The organism is Streptomyces sp. DT190 (assembly GCF_049846985.1).
Classification (GTDB): domain Bacteria; phylum Actinomycetota; class Actinomycetes; order Streptomycetales; family Streptomycetaceae; genus Streptomyces.
This window is the reverse complement of the sequence record NZ_JBNCNM010000001.1, coordinates 718,890-733,806: the sequence shown is the minus strand read 5'-3', so window position 1 is coordinate 733,806 and position 14,917 is coordinate 718,890. Positions and strand designations below refer to the sequence as shown.

The 14,917-nt window shown below is 74.9% G+C and carries 11 protein-coding genes; 5 read left to right on the top strand and 6 right to left on the bottom strand.

Annotated features, from left to right (window positions below; genetic code table 11):
* Positions 1 to 47: 47 nt before the first annotated feature.
* Entirely contained in the window at positions 48 to 2,291 is a 2,244-nt protein-coding gene (locus ACPXCS_RS03135) for a glycoside hydrolase family 9 protein (RefSeq protein ID WP_425946369.1), read from the bottom strand.
* A gap of 673 nt (positions 2,292 to 2,964) precedes the next feature.
* On the opposite strand from ACPXCS_RS03135, the gene ACPXCS_RS03130 reads away from it, so the two are divergent.
* Together ACPXCS_RS03130 and ACPXCS_RS03125 are read left to right on the top strand one after the other, a co-directional pair.
* Positions 2,965 to 5,349, top strand: a complete 2,385-nt coding sequence (locus ACPXCS_RS03130) for a SpoIIE family protein phosphatase (protein WP_425946368.1) — start codon at positions 2,965 to 2,967, stop codon at positions 5,347 to 5,349.
* A 156-nt stretch (positions 5,350 to 5,505) separates the two neighbouring features.
* Complete coding sequence (locus ACPXCS_RS03125) at positions 5,506 to 6,765, top strand: SLC13 family permease (RefSeq protein WP_425946424.1); 1,260 nt, start codon at positions 5,506 to 5,508, stop codon at positions 6,763 to 6,765.
* 43 nt (positions 6,766 to 6,808) lie between these two features.
* Here the strand turns inward: ACPXCS_RS03125 and ACPXCS_RS03120 are convergent, their stop codons facing one another.
* Positions 6,809 to 8,956 (bottom strand): ricin-type beta-trefoil lectin domain protein, encoded by a 2,148-nt coding sequence (locus ACPXCS_RS03120; protein ID WP_425946367.1) that lies wholly within the window; start codon positions 8,954 to 8,956, stop codon positions 6,809 to 6,811.
* 239 nt (positions 8,957 to 9,195) lie between these two features.
* Positions 9,196 to 10,116 carry a helix-turn-helix domain-containing protein gene (locus ACPXCS_RS03115; RefSeq protein ID WP_425946366.1) on the bottom strand — a complete coding sequence of 307 codons (921 nt, stop codon included), beginning with the start codon at positions 10,114 to 10,116 and terminating at the stop codon, positions 9,196 to 9,198.
* A 62-nt stretch (positions 10,117 to 10,178) separates the two neighbouring features.
* On the opposite strand from ACPXCS_RS03115, the gene ACPXCS_RS03110 reads away from it, so the two are divergent.
* Positions 10,179 to 11,018 carry a phytanoyl-CoA dioxygenase family protein gene (locus ACPXCS_RS03110; protein WP_425946365.1) on the top strand — a complete coding sequence of 280 codons (840 nt, stop codon included), beginning with the start codon at positions 10,179 to 10,181 and terminating at the stop codon, positions 11,016 to 11,018.
* Between the two features lies 1 nt (position 11,019).
* Here ACPXCS_RS03110 and ACPXCS_RS03105 read toward each other — a convergent pair whose 3' ends face one another.
* Positions 11,020 to 11,988 carry an aldo/keto reductase gene (locus ACPXCS_RS03105; RefSeq protein WP_425946364.1) on the bottom strand — a complete coding sequence of 323 codons (969 nt, stop codon included), beginning with the start codon at positions 11,986 to 11,988 and terminating at the stop codon, positions 11,020 to 11,022.
* Positions 11,989 to 12,192: 204 nt separating this feature from the next.
* On the opposite strand from ACPXCS_RS03105, the gene ACPXCS_RS03100 reads away from it, so the two are divergent.
* The gene (locus ACPXCS_RS03100; RefSeq protein ID WP_425946363.1) at positions 12,193 to 13,113 is read left to right on the top strand and encodes a hypothetical protein; all 921 of its coding nucleotides are present in this window, start codon (positions 12,193 to 12,195) and stop codon (positions 13,111 to 13,113) included.
* On the opposite strand, the gene ACPXCS_RS03095 is transcribed toward ACPXCS_RS03100, so the two are convergent.
* Both ACPXCS_RS03095 and ACPXCS_RS03090 read right to left on the bottom strand, forming a co-directional pair.
* Positions 13,041 to 13,652, bottom strand: coding sequence for a flavoprotein (locus ACPXCS_RS03095; protein WP_425946362.1), 612 nt, complete (start codon positions 13,650 to 13,652; stop codon positions 13,041 to 13,043). The genes ACPXCS_RS03100 and ACPXCS_RS03095 overlap by 73 nt on opposite strands.
* A gap of 64 nt (positions 13,653 to 13,716) precedes the next feature.
* Complete coding sequence (locus tag ACPXCS_RS03090) at positions 13,717 to 14,175, bottom strand: nuclear transport factor 2 family protein (protein WP_425946361.1); 459 nt, start codon at positions 14,173 to 14,175, stop codon at positions 13,717 to 13,719.
* A 91-nt stretch (positions 14,176 to 14,266) separates the two neighbouring features.
* On the opposite strand from ACPXCS_RS03090, the gene ACPXCS_RS03085 reads away from it, so the two are divergent.
* Entirely contained in the window at positions 14,267 to 14,818 is a 552-nt protein-coding gene (locus ACPXCS_RS03085; protein ID WP_425946360.1) for a TetR/AcrR family transcriptional regulator, read from the top strand.
* The last annotated feature ends 99 nt before the right edge of the window (positions 14,819 to 14,917 follow it).

Here is a 14,917-nt window from a genome sequence, read left to right as displayed (position 1 = left end):
GGCGTCCTGTCGTACGGACGCCTCCGGCAGCGGGCGGTGCTCCGGTCCTATCCCTGGTCCGCCACGAAGGAGGCCATGCGGGTCAGGGCGGCGTTCCAGTTGATCGTGTGCTCGTTGGTCGACCAGGACTGGATGTCGTCGATGTAGCAGAACTGGCCGACGCAGCCCTGCAGCTTGCTCTGCGCGAAGGGGTCCTGGATGCTCGAGTTCGGCCCGCCCGACAGGGTGCCCTCCGGCGGGTTGGGCAGCGCCGGGTCGAGCTGGCGGGCGTACCAGCGGCTGTGCTGGTTCTGGGCGCTGACCTCGCCGTATCCGGTGACGTAGGAGATGTTGAGCGCGTTGCGGCCCAGGATGTAGTCCATGCTCTGCAGCGCGCCGTCGCGGTACTTCGTGGCGCCGGTGATGTCGTACGCGGTGGCGAGGACGACGGCGTTGTTCAGGACCTGGTGGCTGGAGCCCCAGTCGTACTTGGCGCCCTCCGGGGCGTAGGGCATGCCGTAGGGGTGTGCCCTGAGGGTGGCCAGGTAGCGGTCGGCGCCCTTGACCACGGACTGGCGCACCTTGTCCCGGCCGGGCAGCCGGCTGGGCACGGTGGCGAGGTCGAGCCGGCCGGCCGCGCCGGTGCGGGCCCAGTCGAAGCCGAGCGGTCCGAAGAGGTCGGTTGTGTGGACCGGGGACTTCAGCAGGTACTCCTCGAACTGCCGCTCCCCGGTGGAGAGGTACAGCTCGGCCGCCGCCCAGTAGAAGTCGTCGGTCACGTCGTTGTCGGGGTAGGCGCCGCCGCCGATGCCGTCGCTCTCGGAGGCGTAGCGGTCGGGGTGGGCGAGCGCCGCCGACCAGGCCTTGCGGGCGGCGGCCAGCGCCTTGCCGGCGAACGCCCTGTCGTGGGGCCGGTACAGCCGGGCCGCCTGCGCGGCCGTGGCGGCCAGGTTCAGGGTCGCGGCCGTGGACGGCGGGTGCAGTTCGCGCTTCTGCGGGTCGTCATGCGGCATCAGCGGCAGGCCGGTCCACTGTTCGTCGTGCATCTTGTGGTGGGCCATGCCCGCCAGCGGCTTGCCGTCGGGCACCTGCATCCGCAGCAGGAACTCCAGCTCCCAGCGGGCCTCGTCGAGGAGGTCGGGCACGTTGTTGCCGCTCTCGGGGATGGCGAGGCTGCCGTCGCCGAGCGGTCGCGCGTCTCCGGTGCGGGCGTGCAGGGCGCGTTCGTACGTGCTGAGCAGCTCCCAGGTGGAGATGCCGCCGTTGACGACGTACTTGCCGTGGTCGCCGGCGTCGTACCAGCCGCCGCTGACGTCGAGCGTGTAGTCGCACACGCCCGGCTGGCAGGGTACGGCGGTGTCGCCCTGGTTGGGTGCCACGCCGACGTGACCGGCCGGGCGGCCGTAGCCGGGCCGCAGGTCCTCGCGTATCGCGATGCCGCTGCGCTGGGTGTAGTAGTACTTCGCCGAGTCCAGGCGGAGCCGCTCGTAGGCGCTCGCGTCGATGTCGAAGGGGCGGCTGGTCTCGCCGTCGGCGACGAGGGTGAGGCCCGTGCCCTTCTTGCGGTAGGCGCCGAAGTCGATGGAGTGCACGTTCTGCCCGGAGGAGGCGTCGACGCCGCGCGGCACGCTGGTGCCCCGGGCGACGACCGTCCCGCCGGAGGTCCGCAACTGCCAGGGCAGCCCGGCCGTGGCGTCGGTGACGAGGGTGGCGTTCTTCGGCCCGGCGGGCAGGTAGCCGACCTGGTTGACGCGCACCCGGGGGCCGGTGTCGGGCTCGTACGGCTCCGGCGTCACCCCGCCCAGCAGCGACACGTCGTCCATGCAGAAGCGCCACGGGTCCGCGCTGCCGCCGAGCTGGAATCCGACCTGGCCCTGAGCGGTGTCGACGGGCGAGGTGAAGGTGTACGCGTAGCTGTCGCCGGACACGCTGAGCTGCGGCGTCACCTCGTGGTAGGTGTCGTACGGCGCCACGGACAGGCCGACGATCGCCCGCACCACGTGCCCGGCGGGGCTGCCGGTCGCCCGGAAGGACAGGCGGTAGGACTCCCCCTTCACGAGGGTGATGTCGTTCTGCCCGACGGCGGCGTCCCAGCGGTTGGTGGTGCCGCCGGGGACGTCGGCGCAGAGCCGGCCGTCGGACACGCCGGCGGTGACGTTGCTGGTCGTCCACCACGGTTCGGTGGTCGTGTCGAAGGTGCCGTTCCTGACCTGCTCGGCCTCCTCGGCTCCGGCCGGTGCGGAGGGCAGCGCGGTGAGCGCGGTCGCCAGCAGGGCCGTCAGGGACAACAGGGCGGTTCTGCGTCGTTTCACGCCTGGGCTCCTCTGGGAGGTGCGGGTGGCGCTCGGCATGGGAGCGCTCCCAGATGCGGACGCAGGCCATGGTTGTGGCAGATGTGACGCGCCGTCAACGGTCCGGACAGGACTGGCTTCGGGCGACGCCGCCCGCACTTCCCCGCTGCCGATGCTGAGCTTGCCGTCGCCCAGGCCAACCGGCACGCAGGCGTTCCCGATGCCGAGGACACGTGATCAGTTCCGGGTTCGCATTCCGCTCGGCCACCCGGTTCACCACCGCAGAGCGCCGCACCGTCGCGCAGGGCGACGGTGCGGCGGCCGGGCCCGCCGCACTTCTCCGCGGCGTCCCGCGCCCGCGCGGCGCCCGGCAGCGCTCCGGCCGCCGGGGGGGGCACCGCGGAGGCGAGCAGGGCCGGTCTGCACGCGATCGGTGTGGCGGTTCCGTCTCGGCAAGGCCGGGAAGCACGCACATCCGACCGGCGGCGTAGCCCTCCTGTCGAGGTGTCACATCGGGTCGTCAGGGGTGCGGGCGGAAGCCTCTCCCCCGGCCCTCCCGCCCGTCGGAGGGCGACGGCGGCCGCGGGCGGCCGGGCCGCTCGGGGGTTACCCGTCCATGCCGGGCGTCCACGGACTAGTCTGGAACTCAAGTGACCTTTCCGTTCACTGTGAGTGTCCGTATGGAGTGGCGCCGATGAGCCCGGACGAGCCGTTCGACGATGGCCTGGCCGCCCGTGCCGTCATCGCCGCCGACGGCACGCTCACCGAGTGGAGCGAAGGCGCCCGCCGCCTGCTGGGGCACACGGCCGGCGAGGTCGTGGGCCGCCCGGCCGCGGACCTGCTGGCGGACGGGGCGGGCACACCGCCCGCGCCGGCCGACGCCCGCTGGAGCGGCACCCTCACGCTGCGCCACCGCGACGGCCACCCGGTCTCCGTGTGGGTCCTCGCCCACCGCCGGCCGCCCGACGGCCCGGACACCACCGACTGGCTCGCCGTGGCGCCCCCCGAGGTGCCGGACCGGGACGCCGCGGAAGACCCGCTGCTGCGCGCCGCTCTGACCCAGTCGCCCTGCGCCACGATGATCTTCGACGAGCGGCTGCGGCTGCACGGCGTGAACGACGCCATGGCGGACCTCGTCGGGCTGCCCCGCGACCGCCTGCGCGGACTGCGGCCCACCGACATCGGCAGCCGGCCGCAGAACCGCGAGCTGGAGGAGCACCTGCGCCGGGTGCTGAGAACCGGCCGGCGGCTCGACATGCAGACGTACATGAAGGCCACCGGCGAGGACCGGGGACCGCACGCCTGGCTGGCCCGGATCGCCCCGCTCACCGACGGCACGGGGCGGGTGCGGGGCGTGTGCGTGACCGCCCACGACCTCTCCGACCAGTACCGCTCGCGGGAGCGGCTGCAGCTGGTCAACGAGGCGAGCGTGCGCATCGGCACCACCCTCGACGTCACCCGCACGGCCCAGGAGCTGGCGGACGTGTGCGTCCCGGCGCTCGCCGACTTCGTCAGCGTCGACCTGCTCGACCCGCCCGCACAGGGTGGCGAGCCGGCCGCACCGCCGGTCCCGCCGGTGAGCCTGCGCCGGGCCGCCCACCGGTCGGTGAACACCGGCAGCCCGGAGGCCGTCGCCAAGGCCGGCCAGGTGGACGTCTACCCGGAGAGCTCCCCGCAGGCCGCCTCCCTGGTGGCGGGCCACACCGTCGTGGCCTCCGGGTCCTCCTCCGACCTGGAACGCTGGCTCGCCTGGGACCCGGTCCGCTTCCGCCGGGTACGCGAGTACGGCATCCACTCGACGATGTCCGTGCCGTTGCAGGCCCGCGGCACCACCCTCGGCGTCGCCGTCTTCACCCGCTTCCGGCGCCCCGAGGCCTTCACGGACGACGACGTGCTGCTGGCCGAGGAGGTCACGGCCCGCGCCGCCGTCTGCATCGACAACGCCCGCCGCTACTCCCGCGAGCGCGAGACCACCCTCACCCTCCAGCGCAGCCTGCTGCCCCGCACCCTGCCGCGCACGGCGGCGGTGGAGGCGGCCTCCCGCTACCTGCCCGCCACCCGCTCCGGCGTGGGCGGCGACTGGTTCGACGTGATCCCGCTGTCCGGGATGCGGGTCGCCATGGTCGTCGGGGACGTCGTCGGCCACGGCATCCAGGCCTCGGCCACCATGGGCCGGCTGCGCACGGCCGTCCGCACGCTCGCCGACATCGACCTCGCCCCCGACGAGCTGCTCACCCACCTCGACGACCTGGTCGTCCGGCTCTCCCAGGAGTCCGGCGGCGACCCGGGCACCGGCGAGGTGGGCGCGACCTGCCTGTACGCCGTGTACGACCCGGTGTCCCGGCGCTGCACCCTGGCCCGGGCCGGGCACCCGCAGCCGCTGCTGGTCCCGCCGGACGGCCCGGCCCGGACGCTCGACCTGCCGTCGGGGCCGCCGCTGGGGGTCGGAGGGCTGCCGTTCGAGTGCGCCGAGGTGGACCTGCGCGAGGGCAGCGTCCTGGCGTTCCACACGGACGGGCTGCTCGCCGGCCGCGAGCCGGACGTCGACGGGAGCCGGCGGATGCTCCGCGAGGCCCTGTCGGCGCCCGCCGACTCCCTGGACGAGACCTGTGACCGCGTGCTGCACGCCCTGCTCCCGCCGGGCGGCTCCGCCGACGACGTGGCCCTGCTCCTCGCCCGCACCCGCGGCCTGCCCTCCTCTCAGGTGGCGACCTGGGACATCCCCGCCGACCCGGCGCTGGTCGCCCCCATCCGCAAGCAGGTCGTCGACCAGCTCGAACGCTGGGGGCTGCTGGAGGCCACGTTCACGGCCGAGCTGGTGGTGAGCGAACTGGTCACCAACGCCATCCGCTACGGCGCCCCGCCCATCCGGCTCCGCCTCATCCACGACGCGTCCACGCTGATCTGCGAGGTCTCCGACACCAACCACACGGCACCGCACCTGCGGCGGGCCAAGACCTGGGACGAGGGCGGCCGGGGCCTGCTCCTGGTCGCGCAGCTCACCCAGCGCTGGGGCAGCAGGCACACCACCGAGGGCAAGACGATCTGGGCGGAGCTGGCGCTGCTCGACGACGCCTGACCCGCTCCCGGCCGTTCCCCTTCCAGTCGTCCCGGTCCCGCTCCCGGTCCCGCTCCCGGTCCCGGTCCCGCTCGCGGTTCTGCGCGTTCTTTGCGGATTCTTACCTCCACCTGGTTCCCTGTCCGGGCACGTTCTGCCCGCGTCCCGGAGGACCCCCTGCACACCCCGCTCGCCGAAGCCCTGTCCGTGACGCTGCTGGTCGCCGTGCTCCTGTGGGCCGTCGCGCGTCCCCGAGGGTTGCCCGAAGCCGTCCTGGCGGTGCCGGCCGCCGGACTGGCGATCGCCACCGGAGTCATCACGCCCGGCCACGCCTGGGAGGAGATCCAGCGGCTGGGCCCCGTGGTCGGCTTCCTCGCGGCCGTGCTGGTGCTCGCCCACTTCTGCGACGTGGAGGGACTCTTCACCGCCTGCGGGGCCTGGATGGCCCGCTGGGCCGCGGGGCGCCCCACGCGGCTGCTGACGGCGGTGTTCGCCCTCGCCTCCGTCATCACGGCCGTGCTCAGCCTGGACGCCACGGTCGTCCTGCTCACTCCGGTCGTGCTCGCCACCGCCACCCGCATGGGCGTCGGGGCCCGGCCGCACCTGTACGCCTGCGCCCACCTGTCGAACACCGCCTCGCTGCTGCTGCCGGTGTCCAACCTGACCAACCTGCTCGCGTTCACCGCGAGCGGGCTGACCTTCACACGGTTCGCGGCCCTGATGGCGCTGCCCTGGCTGGTCGCGATCGCCGCCGAGTACCTGGTGTTCCGGCGGTTCTTCGACGACGAGCTGAGCGCCCCGCTCCCCTCCCCCGCCACCGCTTCACCGCCCGAGCCGCTGCCGCTGTTCGCGCTGGTCACGGTCGGCTGCACGCTCGCCGGGTTCGTGGTGGCCTCAGCCGTGGGCATCTCCCCGGCCTGGGCGGCCCTGGCCGGGGCGCTGGTGCTGGCCGGCCGGGCCCTGCTGCGGCGGCGGGCCACGCCCTTGGCGGTGGTGCGGTCCGCGGCACCGGCCTTCCTGGCGTTCGTGCTCGCGCTCGGCGTCGTCGTGCGCGCGGTCGTGGACCACGGGCTGGCCGACGCGCTCCAGCGGGTGCTGCCCGGGGGCTCCGGCCTGCTCACGCTGCTGGGGGTGGCCGCCGTGGCCGCCGTGCTGGCGAACCTGATCAACAACCTGCCCGCGGTGCTGGTGCTGCTGCCGCTGACCGCGGGGGCCGGGCCCGGTGCCGTGCTGGCCGTGCTGATCGGCGTGAACATCGGCCCCAACCTGACCTACGCCGGGTCGCTGGCGACCCTCCTGTGGCGGCGGATCGCGCAGCAGCAGGGGCAGCGGATCGGACTCGGGGAGTTCACCCGGCTCGGGATGCTCGCGGTGCCGGCCGCCCTGGTACCGGCCGTGGTGGCGCTGTGGCTGTCGCTGGCCGTCCTCGGGACCTGAGGCGCCGAGGACGCGGCGGCTCGCCCGGGGTCGGCGGCGGCCGTCACCGCCCGCCGACACCGTCCTCATAGCCGCCGTATCCGCCGTAGCCGCCGTAGCCGTACCCGCCGCCGTATCCGTAGCCGGGGTAGCCGTCGTGACCCGGCGGGCCGTACGGGCCGTCCTCGTCGCAGTAGTGGCCGTAGCGGTGGCACGGCGGTTCGCTCGGGGCCGGGCTGCCGGGGGCCGGCTCGGAGGTGGCCGGGGCCGGCGCGGGCGCGGTCGTCGCGGGCGCGGCCGGAGGCGGTGCCGTGGTGGGCCCGGGCCGGGCGGACGGCAGGGCGGCGTCCCAGGTGACGGCCGCCATGCGCAGGTCGGCCTTGGCGGTGTCGATCACCCAGCGCTGCACGTCCTGGTCCGCGCGGGCCTTGAGGACCAGGGACCCCGAACCGTCCGTCGCCGCCGGGGCCAGGGCCAGGTCCTGGTCCCAGCGGGGCACCAGGGCGCCCTGGAGGGTGAAGTCGTAGCGGACGTCCCTGGGGTCCTTCCGGGAGGCGCCCGCGCAGGGGGCGAGCCGCACCGAGTAGCCGAGCCGCGAGTCCAGGCACAGGCCGGGGACGGCGCCGTTGCGCAGCAGGCCGTCGGTCTCGTACGTCCACTGCTGGACGGAGCCCGCCGAACACGGGACGAGTACCGCCTCCGCGCCCTGGACGGCCCGCGCGCCGTCGAGGCCGACGCACAGGCCGGAGCCGACGTTGTGCAGCCGGCCGCGCAGGGCGCCCTTCGCGGCCTCGCCCGTCCCGACCATCGACGGGTCGCGGGTCCGCTCGCCCGCGTCGGGACCGGGTGTCTCCTCGGCGCCCCGCCCGGAGCCGGCCGGGCCGCCGTCCCCGGAGGTCGCGAGCGACCACAGGACCAGCGGCAGGACGACCAGGCCGCTGACGGTCAGGACGCCCGCGGTGAGGTGCCGGCGGCGGGCCGCCTTGTGGGCGGACCTGCGGGCGGCGGCACGCGACCCCGCGGCGCGGGGGCCCGGGGTGGCACCGGCGGGTGCCGTGCTGCCGGGAGCGGGGCCGGGGTCCGTGGGGCCCTCGTCCTCCGCGCGGGCCGCACCGGCCGGTGACGCGACGCCGGCCGGCGCCCCGGTGCCGCCCCTGGGTCCGACGGGATCGCTGAACGACTCCCCGATCGCGCCGGCGAGGGCGACCGGGTCGGGGAACGCCTCCGCGTCCGGACCGGCGGCCGGGCCGGGCGTGGCCCCGCGCGGCGGCGCGAACGCCTCGGGGGCCGGGACGACGGACGCCCCCTCGGCCGCCCCGCCCGGGTCGGCCACGCCCCCGTCGGCCACGCCCCCGGGCACCCCGGCGCCGGGACCGGCCTGCGTGCTCCCGCCCGGCCGGCCCTGCGCGTACTGCCGTCCGCCCCAGCCGAGCACCGCCTCCGCGAGCGCCGTGCCGAGCCCGTGGTTGAAGTGGCCGAGCTGGTCGGCGGCGGCGCCGCAGTGCCCGCAGCTGCCGATGTGCGCGCGTAGATCCGGGTCGACGTCGCGACCGCCCCGGCGGTACGTCACGTCCAGCAGGCGGAGGTAGCGCCGGCACTCCTCGTCGGGGGCGAGCTCGCGGTGCAGCTGGAGGCACTCCTCGCGCAGCCGGTCGCGGGCCCGCTCCAGTTCGACGCGGGCTCCCTCCTCGTCCAGGCCGAGCAGTCCGGCGGGGGCGGACGGCGGTTCCGCCTCGACCTCGACGTGCCACAGCAGGCAGCGGGCGGACTGGGGCAGCCGCGGGAACGCCCCGGACAGCAGACGCCGGTGCGGCGGGGGCAGCAGCCGGGCGGCCGGGCGCTCCCCGCCCTCGGCCCGCAGCCCGGGGTGGAGCAGGTCGCGTCGGTGGTCGCCGGCCCACTCGGCCGCGATGCGCCGCACGGTCACGAGCAGGTGCGGGCGCCAGGCGGAGCTCGGGCCGTCGCGGCGCAGGGTCTCCCCGAACAGCCGGGTGAACGCGGCGGTGGTGAGCATGCCGGCGGAACGCGGACCGTCGGTGCACAGCCGGGCGTAGGCGAAGGCCGCCTCCCAGTGCCGGTCCAGCAGCTCGCCGACGGGGTGCGGTGCCGGGGTCGCCCCCGTCCACTTCCGGAGCTCGGCGCTCAGCTGCTCGTCCGTCGCTCCGAACCCGCGGGCCGGGACCGGGGAATTCGACGGGCCTGCGTCATTCACGGCTGCATTCCTCTCAAGGACATGCGGAATAAAGTCCAGACCAAGGGGTATGCCGGCACGTCGGCCCCGTGCACACGAAAGAACGGCGTGTTGTCCGCACGCCGGCACGGCACACCTTTGCACAGGTCAGCGACAGGGAACAAGGGATCTCGCGGTTTCGTGCATTGCGTGCGCGCGCAGGGCCTTTTGACAAAATGTCAGCCGGTGCGGGGAAAGAGATTTCCGCTTCCTTACCCGATTCAGTGACGGGCCCGGTAGGCACCGGGCGGTATCCCGTAGCGCTCCCGGAAGACCCGGTTGAAGTGGAAGGGGCTGGCGAAACCCGAGGCCGCGGCGACGCGTTCCACGGGCAGGTCGGTGTTCTCCAGCAGGCGGGCCGCGTGCCGCAGCCGGGCCTCGCGCAGGGCCCGCATGGGCGAGTGGCCGAGCTGCCTGGTGAACAGGTGGGCGAAGCGGGACGGTGACAGGGCGACGTCCTCGGCCAGTGAGCGGACGGTGTGCGCGGCACCCGGGTCGGCGGCGATCAGTTCCTCGGCCCGGCGGATCCGCTCGTCCAGACCCGGCCGTGCCACCGGCGGGCGGGCGGCGGCGGTGACCAGGACGACGATCTCCTCCAGGGCGCACAGGGCGAGTTCGCGTGCGGCGCTGCCGTGCGCGACGGCGACCTGGCCGTCCGGGGAGTCCGCGTCCGCGCCGGGCGGTGCGCCGGTCCCGGTCCAGCGGGCGTCGGCGTGCATCCGCCGGAAGGCCGCGCCGACCCGGTCGTGCAGTGCGGCCGGGACCGAGGGGACGGTGTACAGCCCGTCGCCGGTGCCGTACGGCCGCAGCCACGCGGTCCACGCCGGACGGGCCTGGCAGTGCGCCCACCAGAACCGCCAGTGCCGGGCCGCGGGCCCGACCGCGTAGCCGTGCGGGACACCCGGGGCGAGCACGACGAGGTCACCCGGGCCGGCCGGGGCCCGCACACCGCCCTGCCACAGGTGACCCCGGCCCCCCGTGGTCCAGGTGAGGAGCCAACTCGGGGAGCCGTGCGGCCGGTCGACCGCGTAGCCGGAGGACTGGTCGAAGTGGCCGAGCACGACCAGGCCGGGCGGCGGGGCCGGGTCCCCGCCGTCTCCCCGCGCAGCAGTGCCGGGCAATCCGTAAGCACGCACGGGCATCCTCCTCCACGACGCGGCGGCCTAGCGTGAGGACCGGCAGACACCGATGAAGGAGTGGCTTCATGACCGTCACGGGCAACGGCGCCACCGGCGCTCCCATCCTGGACCACGCCGGGCTCCGGCGAAACCGGGCGGACTTCGAGGAGGACGGCTTCACGGTCGTCCGGGGGCTGTTCGGGGCCGGCGAGATCGACCGGCTGTGCGGGCGGTTCGCGGCGCTGCGCGAGGCCGGTCCGGTGCCCGGGCACTTCCAGCCGCGCGCCTCGGGGCCGGAGGCGGATCCGCTGCACGTCTGGCCGCGGGTGATGCATCCGCACGAGATCGACGGCCTGGCCCGTGAGGTCCTGCTGGACGCCCGGCTGCGGACCGTGCTGGAGGCGCTGCTCGGGGAGGAGGTGCTGGCCGCGCAGAGCATGTTCTACTTCAAGCCGCCGGGCGCCCGGGGGCAGGCGCTGCACCAGGACAACTTCTACCTGCGGGTCGAGCCGGGCACGTGTGTGGCGGCGTGGGTGGCCTGCGATGTGATCGACCGGGACAACGGCGGGCTGGAGGTCGTGCCGGGCACGCACCGCATGGACCTGTTCTGCCCGGAGCTCGCCGACGAGGACGTGTCCTTCGCGCGGGAGTACGTTCCGCCGCCGCCGGGGCTGGAGTCCGTGCCCGTCGACATGCGGCCGGGGGACGTGCTGTTCTTCAACGGCAGTCTGGTGCACGGCTCGCAGCCGAACCGTACGCGGGACCGCTTCCGGCGGTCGTTCATCGGGCACTACGTGGGGCGGTCGGCCGAGCGGATCGGGGCGTTCTACCGCACCCTGTCGATGAGCGGGGCACGGGTGGTGCTGCCGGAGAGCGAGGGCGCGGGCCCCTGCGGCACGGAGTTCGCACCGCAGGGGCCCCACTAGGTCAGTGACCGGCGACGGGGTGCGGGGCGTAGGGGCGCCCCAGTTCCTCCAGTTCCTTGTCGCCGAGCTCCAGTTCCACCGCCGCCACCGCGTCCGTGAGGTGGTGCGGCCTGGCGGCGCCGACGATCGGGGCCGTCACCGTGGGCTGGTGCAGCAGCCAGGCCAGGGCGACCCGGGCGCGCGGGACGCCCCGGGCCTCGGCGATCCGGGTGACCGCCTCGACGATCGCGCGGTCGCCCTCGTGGTAGAGGGTGCTGCCGAAGGTGTCGGTGGCGCTGCGGCCGGTCCGCGTGTCCCAGTCGCGGGTGAGGCGGCCGCGGGCGAGCGGGCTCCAGGGCAGGACGCCCACGCCCTGGTCGGCGCAGAGGGGCAGCATCTCGCGCTCCTCCTCGCGGTAGATCAGGTTGTAGTGGTTCTGCATGGAGACGAAGCGGGTCCAGCCGTTGAGCCGCGCCGTGTACTGCATCTTGGAGAACTGCCAGGCGTACATCGAACTGGCGCCGATGTAGCGGACCTTGCCGGCCTTGACGACGTCGTGCAGCGCCTCCATCGTCTCCTCGACCGGGGTGTGCGGGTCGAAGCGGTGGATCTGGTAGAGGTCGACGTAGTCCGTGCCGAGGCGGGCGAGGCTGTGGTCGAGCTCGGTGAGGATCGCCTTGCGGGACAGCCCGCCGCCGTTCGGCCCGGGGCGCATCCGGCCGTTCACCTTCGTCGCCAGCACGATCTCGTCGCGGCGGGCGAAGTCGCGCAGGGCCGGGCCGACGATCTCCTCGCTGGTGCCGTCGGAGTAGACGTTGGCGGTGTCGAAGAAGTTGATGCCCGCCTCGACCGCCTGCCGGATCAGCGGGCGGGAGGCCTCCTCGTCGAGGGTCCACTCGTGCGTGCCGCGGTCGGGCAGACCGTAGGTCATGCACCCCAGACAGATCCGCGAGACGTCCAGGCCCGTCGAACCGAGCTTCACGTACTGCATCGTTGTCGCTCCTGCCTTCGGGACGGTTTCCACGGCCACCGTACGTGCTGGTGTGCGCTCCAAGCCGGGCCCTCGGGCGGCCGCCCGGCGGTTGCTGCCCTCAGGTGACCGACCGGCGTGGGAGCGGCGGGGCGGCCCGGCCGCTGCCGCATCCTCGGCGCAGGTGACCGGCGCCCGGCCGGTCGGTCGCGTACCGGAGGACACATGGCGGCACGACGGAGGACACTCAGGATCCTGACCGGGGCGGCCGCGGTCTCCGCCACGCTTCTGTTCGGCGCCTGGAGCCGGCCGGTGCCGCCGCCGGCCGACGTCCGGGCCGAGGCCTCCGCCACCGGGACATCGGTGGCCGGGACATCGGCGGGCGAGGCACCGGCGGCGGAGGGACCGGCGACGCTGTGCGCGCCCGCGGGCGTGCTGCGGGGCGCGGGCGGCGCGCGGGCCGTGGTCAGTCTCTGCGCGGGCAGCGGCACACCGGTGATGGCCGTCTCGGCGCCGGCCTCCTGCCGCCGCCCCGGGACGTCCGTGCGGTACGCGTGCCTGACCTCCGGCAGCTGGACGGCGCGGCGCGACGGCGCGACCGTGGCCTCCGGGACGCTCCCCGGTTCCCAGCCGTACCCCGGCCCGGGCAGCTACGACGTCACCGCCTCCGTGCACGTGCGGTCCACGCCCGCGGGTGTGGACCTGCGCGGCACGGTCCGGGCCAGGCTCACCCTGACCGCGCCGAAGCAGCGGCCCACCCACCGGGTCGAGGTCGACCGGCACACCCTGCGTCCGGGCACCACCACCACGCTGACCTACCGGGTGTACCGCGACAGCGAACAGGGCGACGGCAGCGCGCGGTTCGGGCTGATCGGCGAGGAGAGCAGCGGGGTGCGGATCAGCACGGCGGACGCCCGGTGCGTCAATCCGCTCGTCGGCCGGGCCCCGTCGCTCGACCGGCTGAGGTACGCGGTGGACTGCGCGCTCACCGACCTGCAGCCGGGGCGTCCGGCCACCGTGCGGGTGACGGTGCGCCTGGCGTCGGCCTGTTCGACGGTGGTGTCGAAGCTGGGCTACTGGATGCCGCGCGGGCAGGCGCTGTTCACCGGCGGCATGGTGGAGGGGCCGACGGTCGGCTGCTCCTGACCCCGGGCGCGTTCGACCAGGTCCAGCGCCCGTTCCCAGCCGAACTCCGGCAGCCCGCCGTCCGGGGCCGGCTCTCCCGTGTACGGCTCGCCGAAGCGCACGCCCATCCCGCCCAGCCGTTCGAGCGAGGCCCGGTAGGCGGGGTGGGCCGCCAGCGCGCCGGCCACGCACGGCAGGACGGCGATGGGCACGCCGAAGCCGGCCGCCTCGCAGAGGGTGCCGAGCGCGAGGGTGTCGGCGATGCCCGCCGCCCACTTGTTGACGGTGTTGAAGGTGGCGGGCGCGACGACGACGGCGTCGGGCGCCGGGAACGGGCGGGGCTCGCCCGGGGAGCGCCAGGCGGACCGGATCGGGCGGCCGGCGCGGGCCGCCACGGCGGCGGTGTCGAAGAAGCCGTTCATGGCGACCGGCGTCGCGACGACCCCGACCTCCCAGCCCCGTTCCTGCGCGGCGGTGACGAGTTCGCCGACCCCGGCGGCGATGCCGGCGGCGCAGACGACGACGTGGAGGAAGGGCTTGGGGGCGGGCTGTCGGGTCATCCCCGAAACCCTAGTGACCTCGCGGGCCGCCGGGACCGGAAGGTGCCTCGGGAGCCGGTGGGAGTCATCTGAGCGGGAAGGTCCGCCCGCGCTCCCGGTCCGGCCGCGGGCCGTGGATGCGGCGCTCCTGCTCCTCGATCGGCAGGTCGTCGATGCTCGCCTCGCGGCGGGCCATCAGGCCGTGCTCGTCGAACTCCCACAGCTCGTTGCCGTAGGAGCGCCACCACTGTCCGTCGGCGTCGCGGGACTCGTACTGGAAGCGGACGGCGATGCGGTTGCCGTCGAAGGCCCACAGGTCCTTGCGCAGGGCGTAGTCCCGCTCGCGGGCCCACTTCCCGGTGAGGAACGCGACGATCTCGGCGCGGCCGGTGAGGAAGGTGTCGCGGTTGCGCCAGACGGAGTCCTCCGTGTAGGCGAGGGCGACCTTGTGGGGGTCGCGGGTGTTCCAGGCGTCCTCGGCGGCCTGCACCTTCTGTGCCGCCGTCTCGCGGGTGAAGGGCGGCAGGGGCGGGCGGTCGGTCATGTGTCCTCCCGGGCACGCAGGAGAACGAGCGTTCTCCACACGGCTGCTACCGTAGGAGAACGCACGTTCTCTCGTCAAGGAGTGGTCGCACATGGACAGTTCGGTGGCCCGGGAGCGGGCGCTGGACGCCGCCGAGGAGCTCTTCTACGGGCGGGGCGTGCAGTCCGTCGGCATGGACGACGTGCGCGGCGCGTCCGGGGTCTCGCTCAAGCGGCTCTACCAGCTGTTCCCGGCGAAGGAGCGACTGGTGCAGGCGTATCTGGAGCGGCGCGACACGCGCTGGCGCGGGCGGCTGGCCGCGTACGTCGAGGAGCACGAGGGGGCGCCGGAGCGGATCCTGGCCGTGTTCGACTGGCTGGGCCTGTGGTTCGCCGAACCCGGTTTCCGGGGCTGCGCGTGGATCAACGCCTACGGCGAACTGGGGGCGACGTCCGCGCCGGTGGCGGAGCTGGTGCGGGCGCACAAGCGGGCGTTCCGGGAGTACCTCGACTCCCTCGCCGCCGCGGCGGGGCTGCCCGCCGCGGCCGGCGGGCAGTTGTTCCTGCTGGCCGAGGGCGCGATGGTCACGGCGGGCATCACCGGCGACGCGCGGCCCGCGACCGAGGCGAGGGAGGCCGCCCGGCTGCTGCTGCGGGCCGCGTGAGCGACGCGCCGGCCGGGCCGAGGCGCCCGTCCGGGAGCGGGGCAGCGCCCTGTCGACCGCCCCCCGGGCGACGGGCGCTCCCGCGCGCCGCCCGGGGCC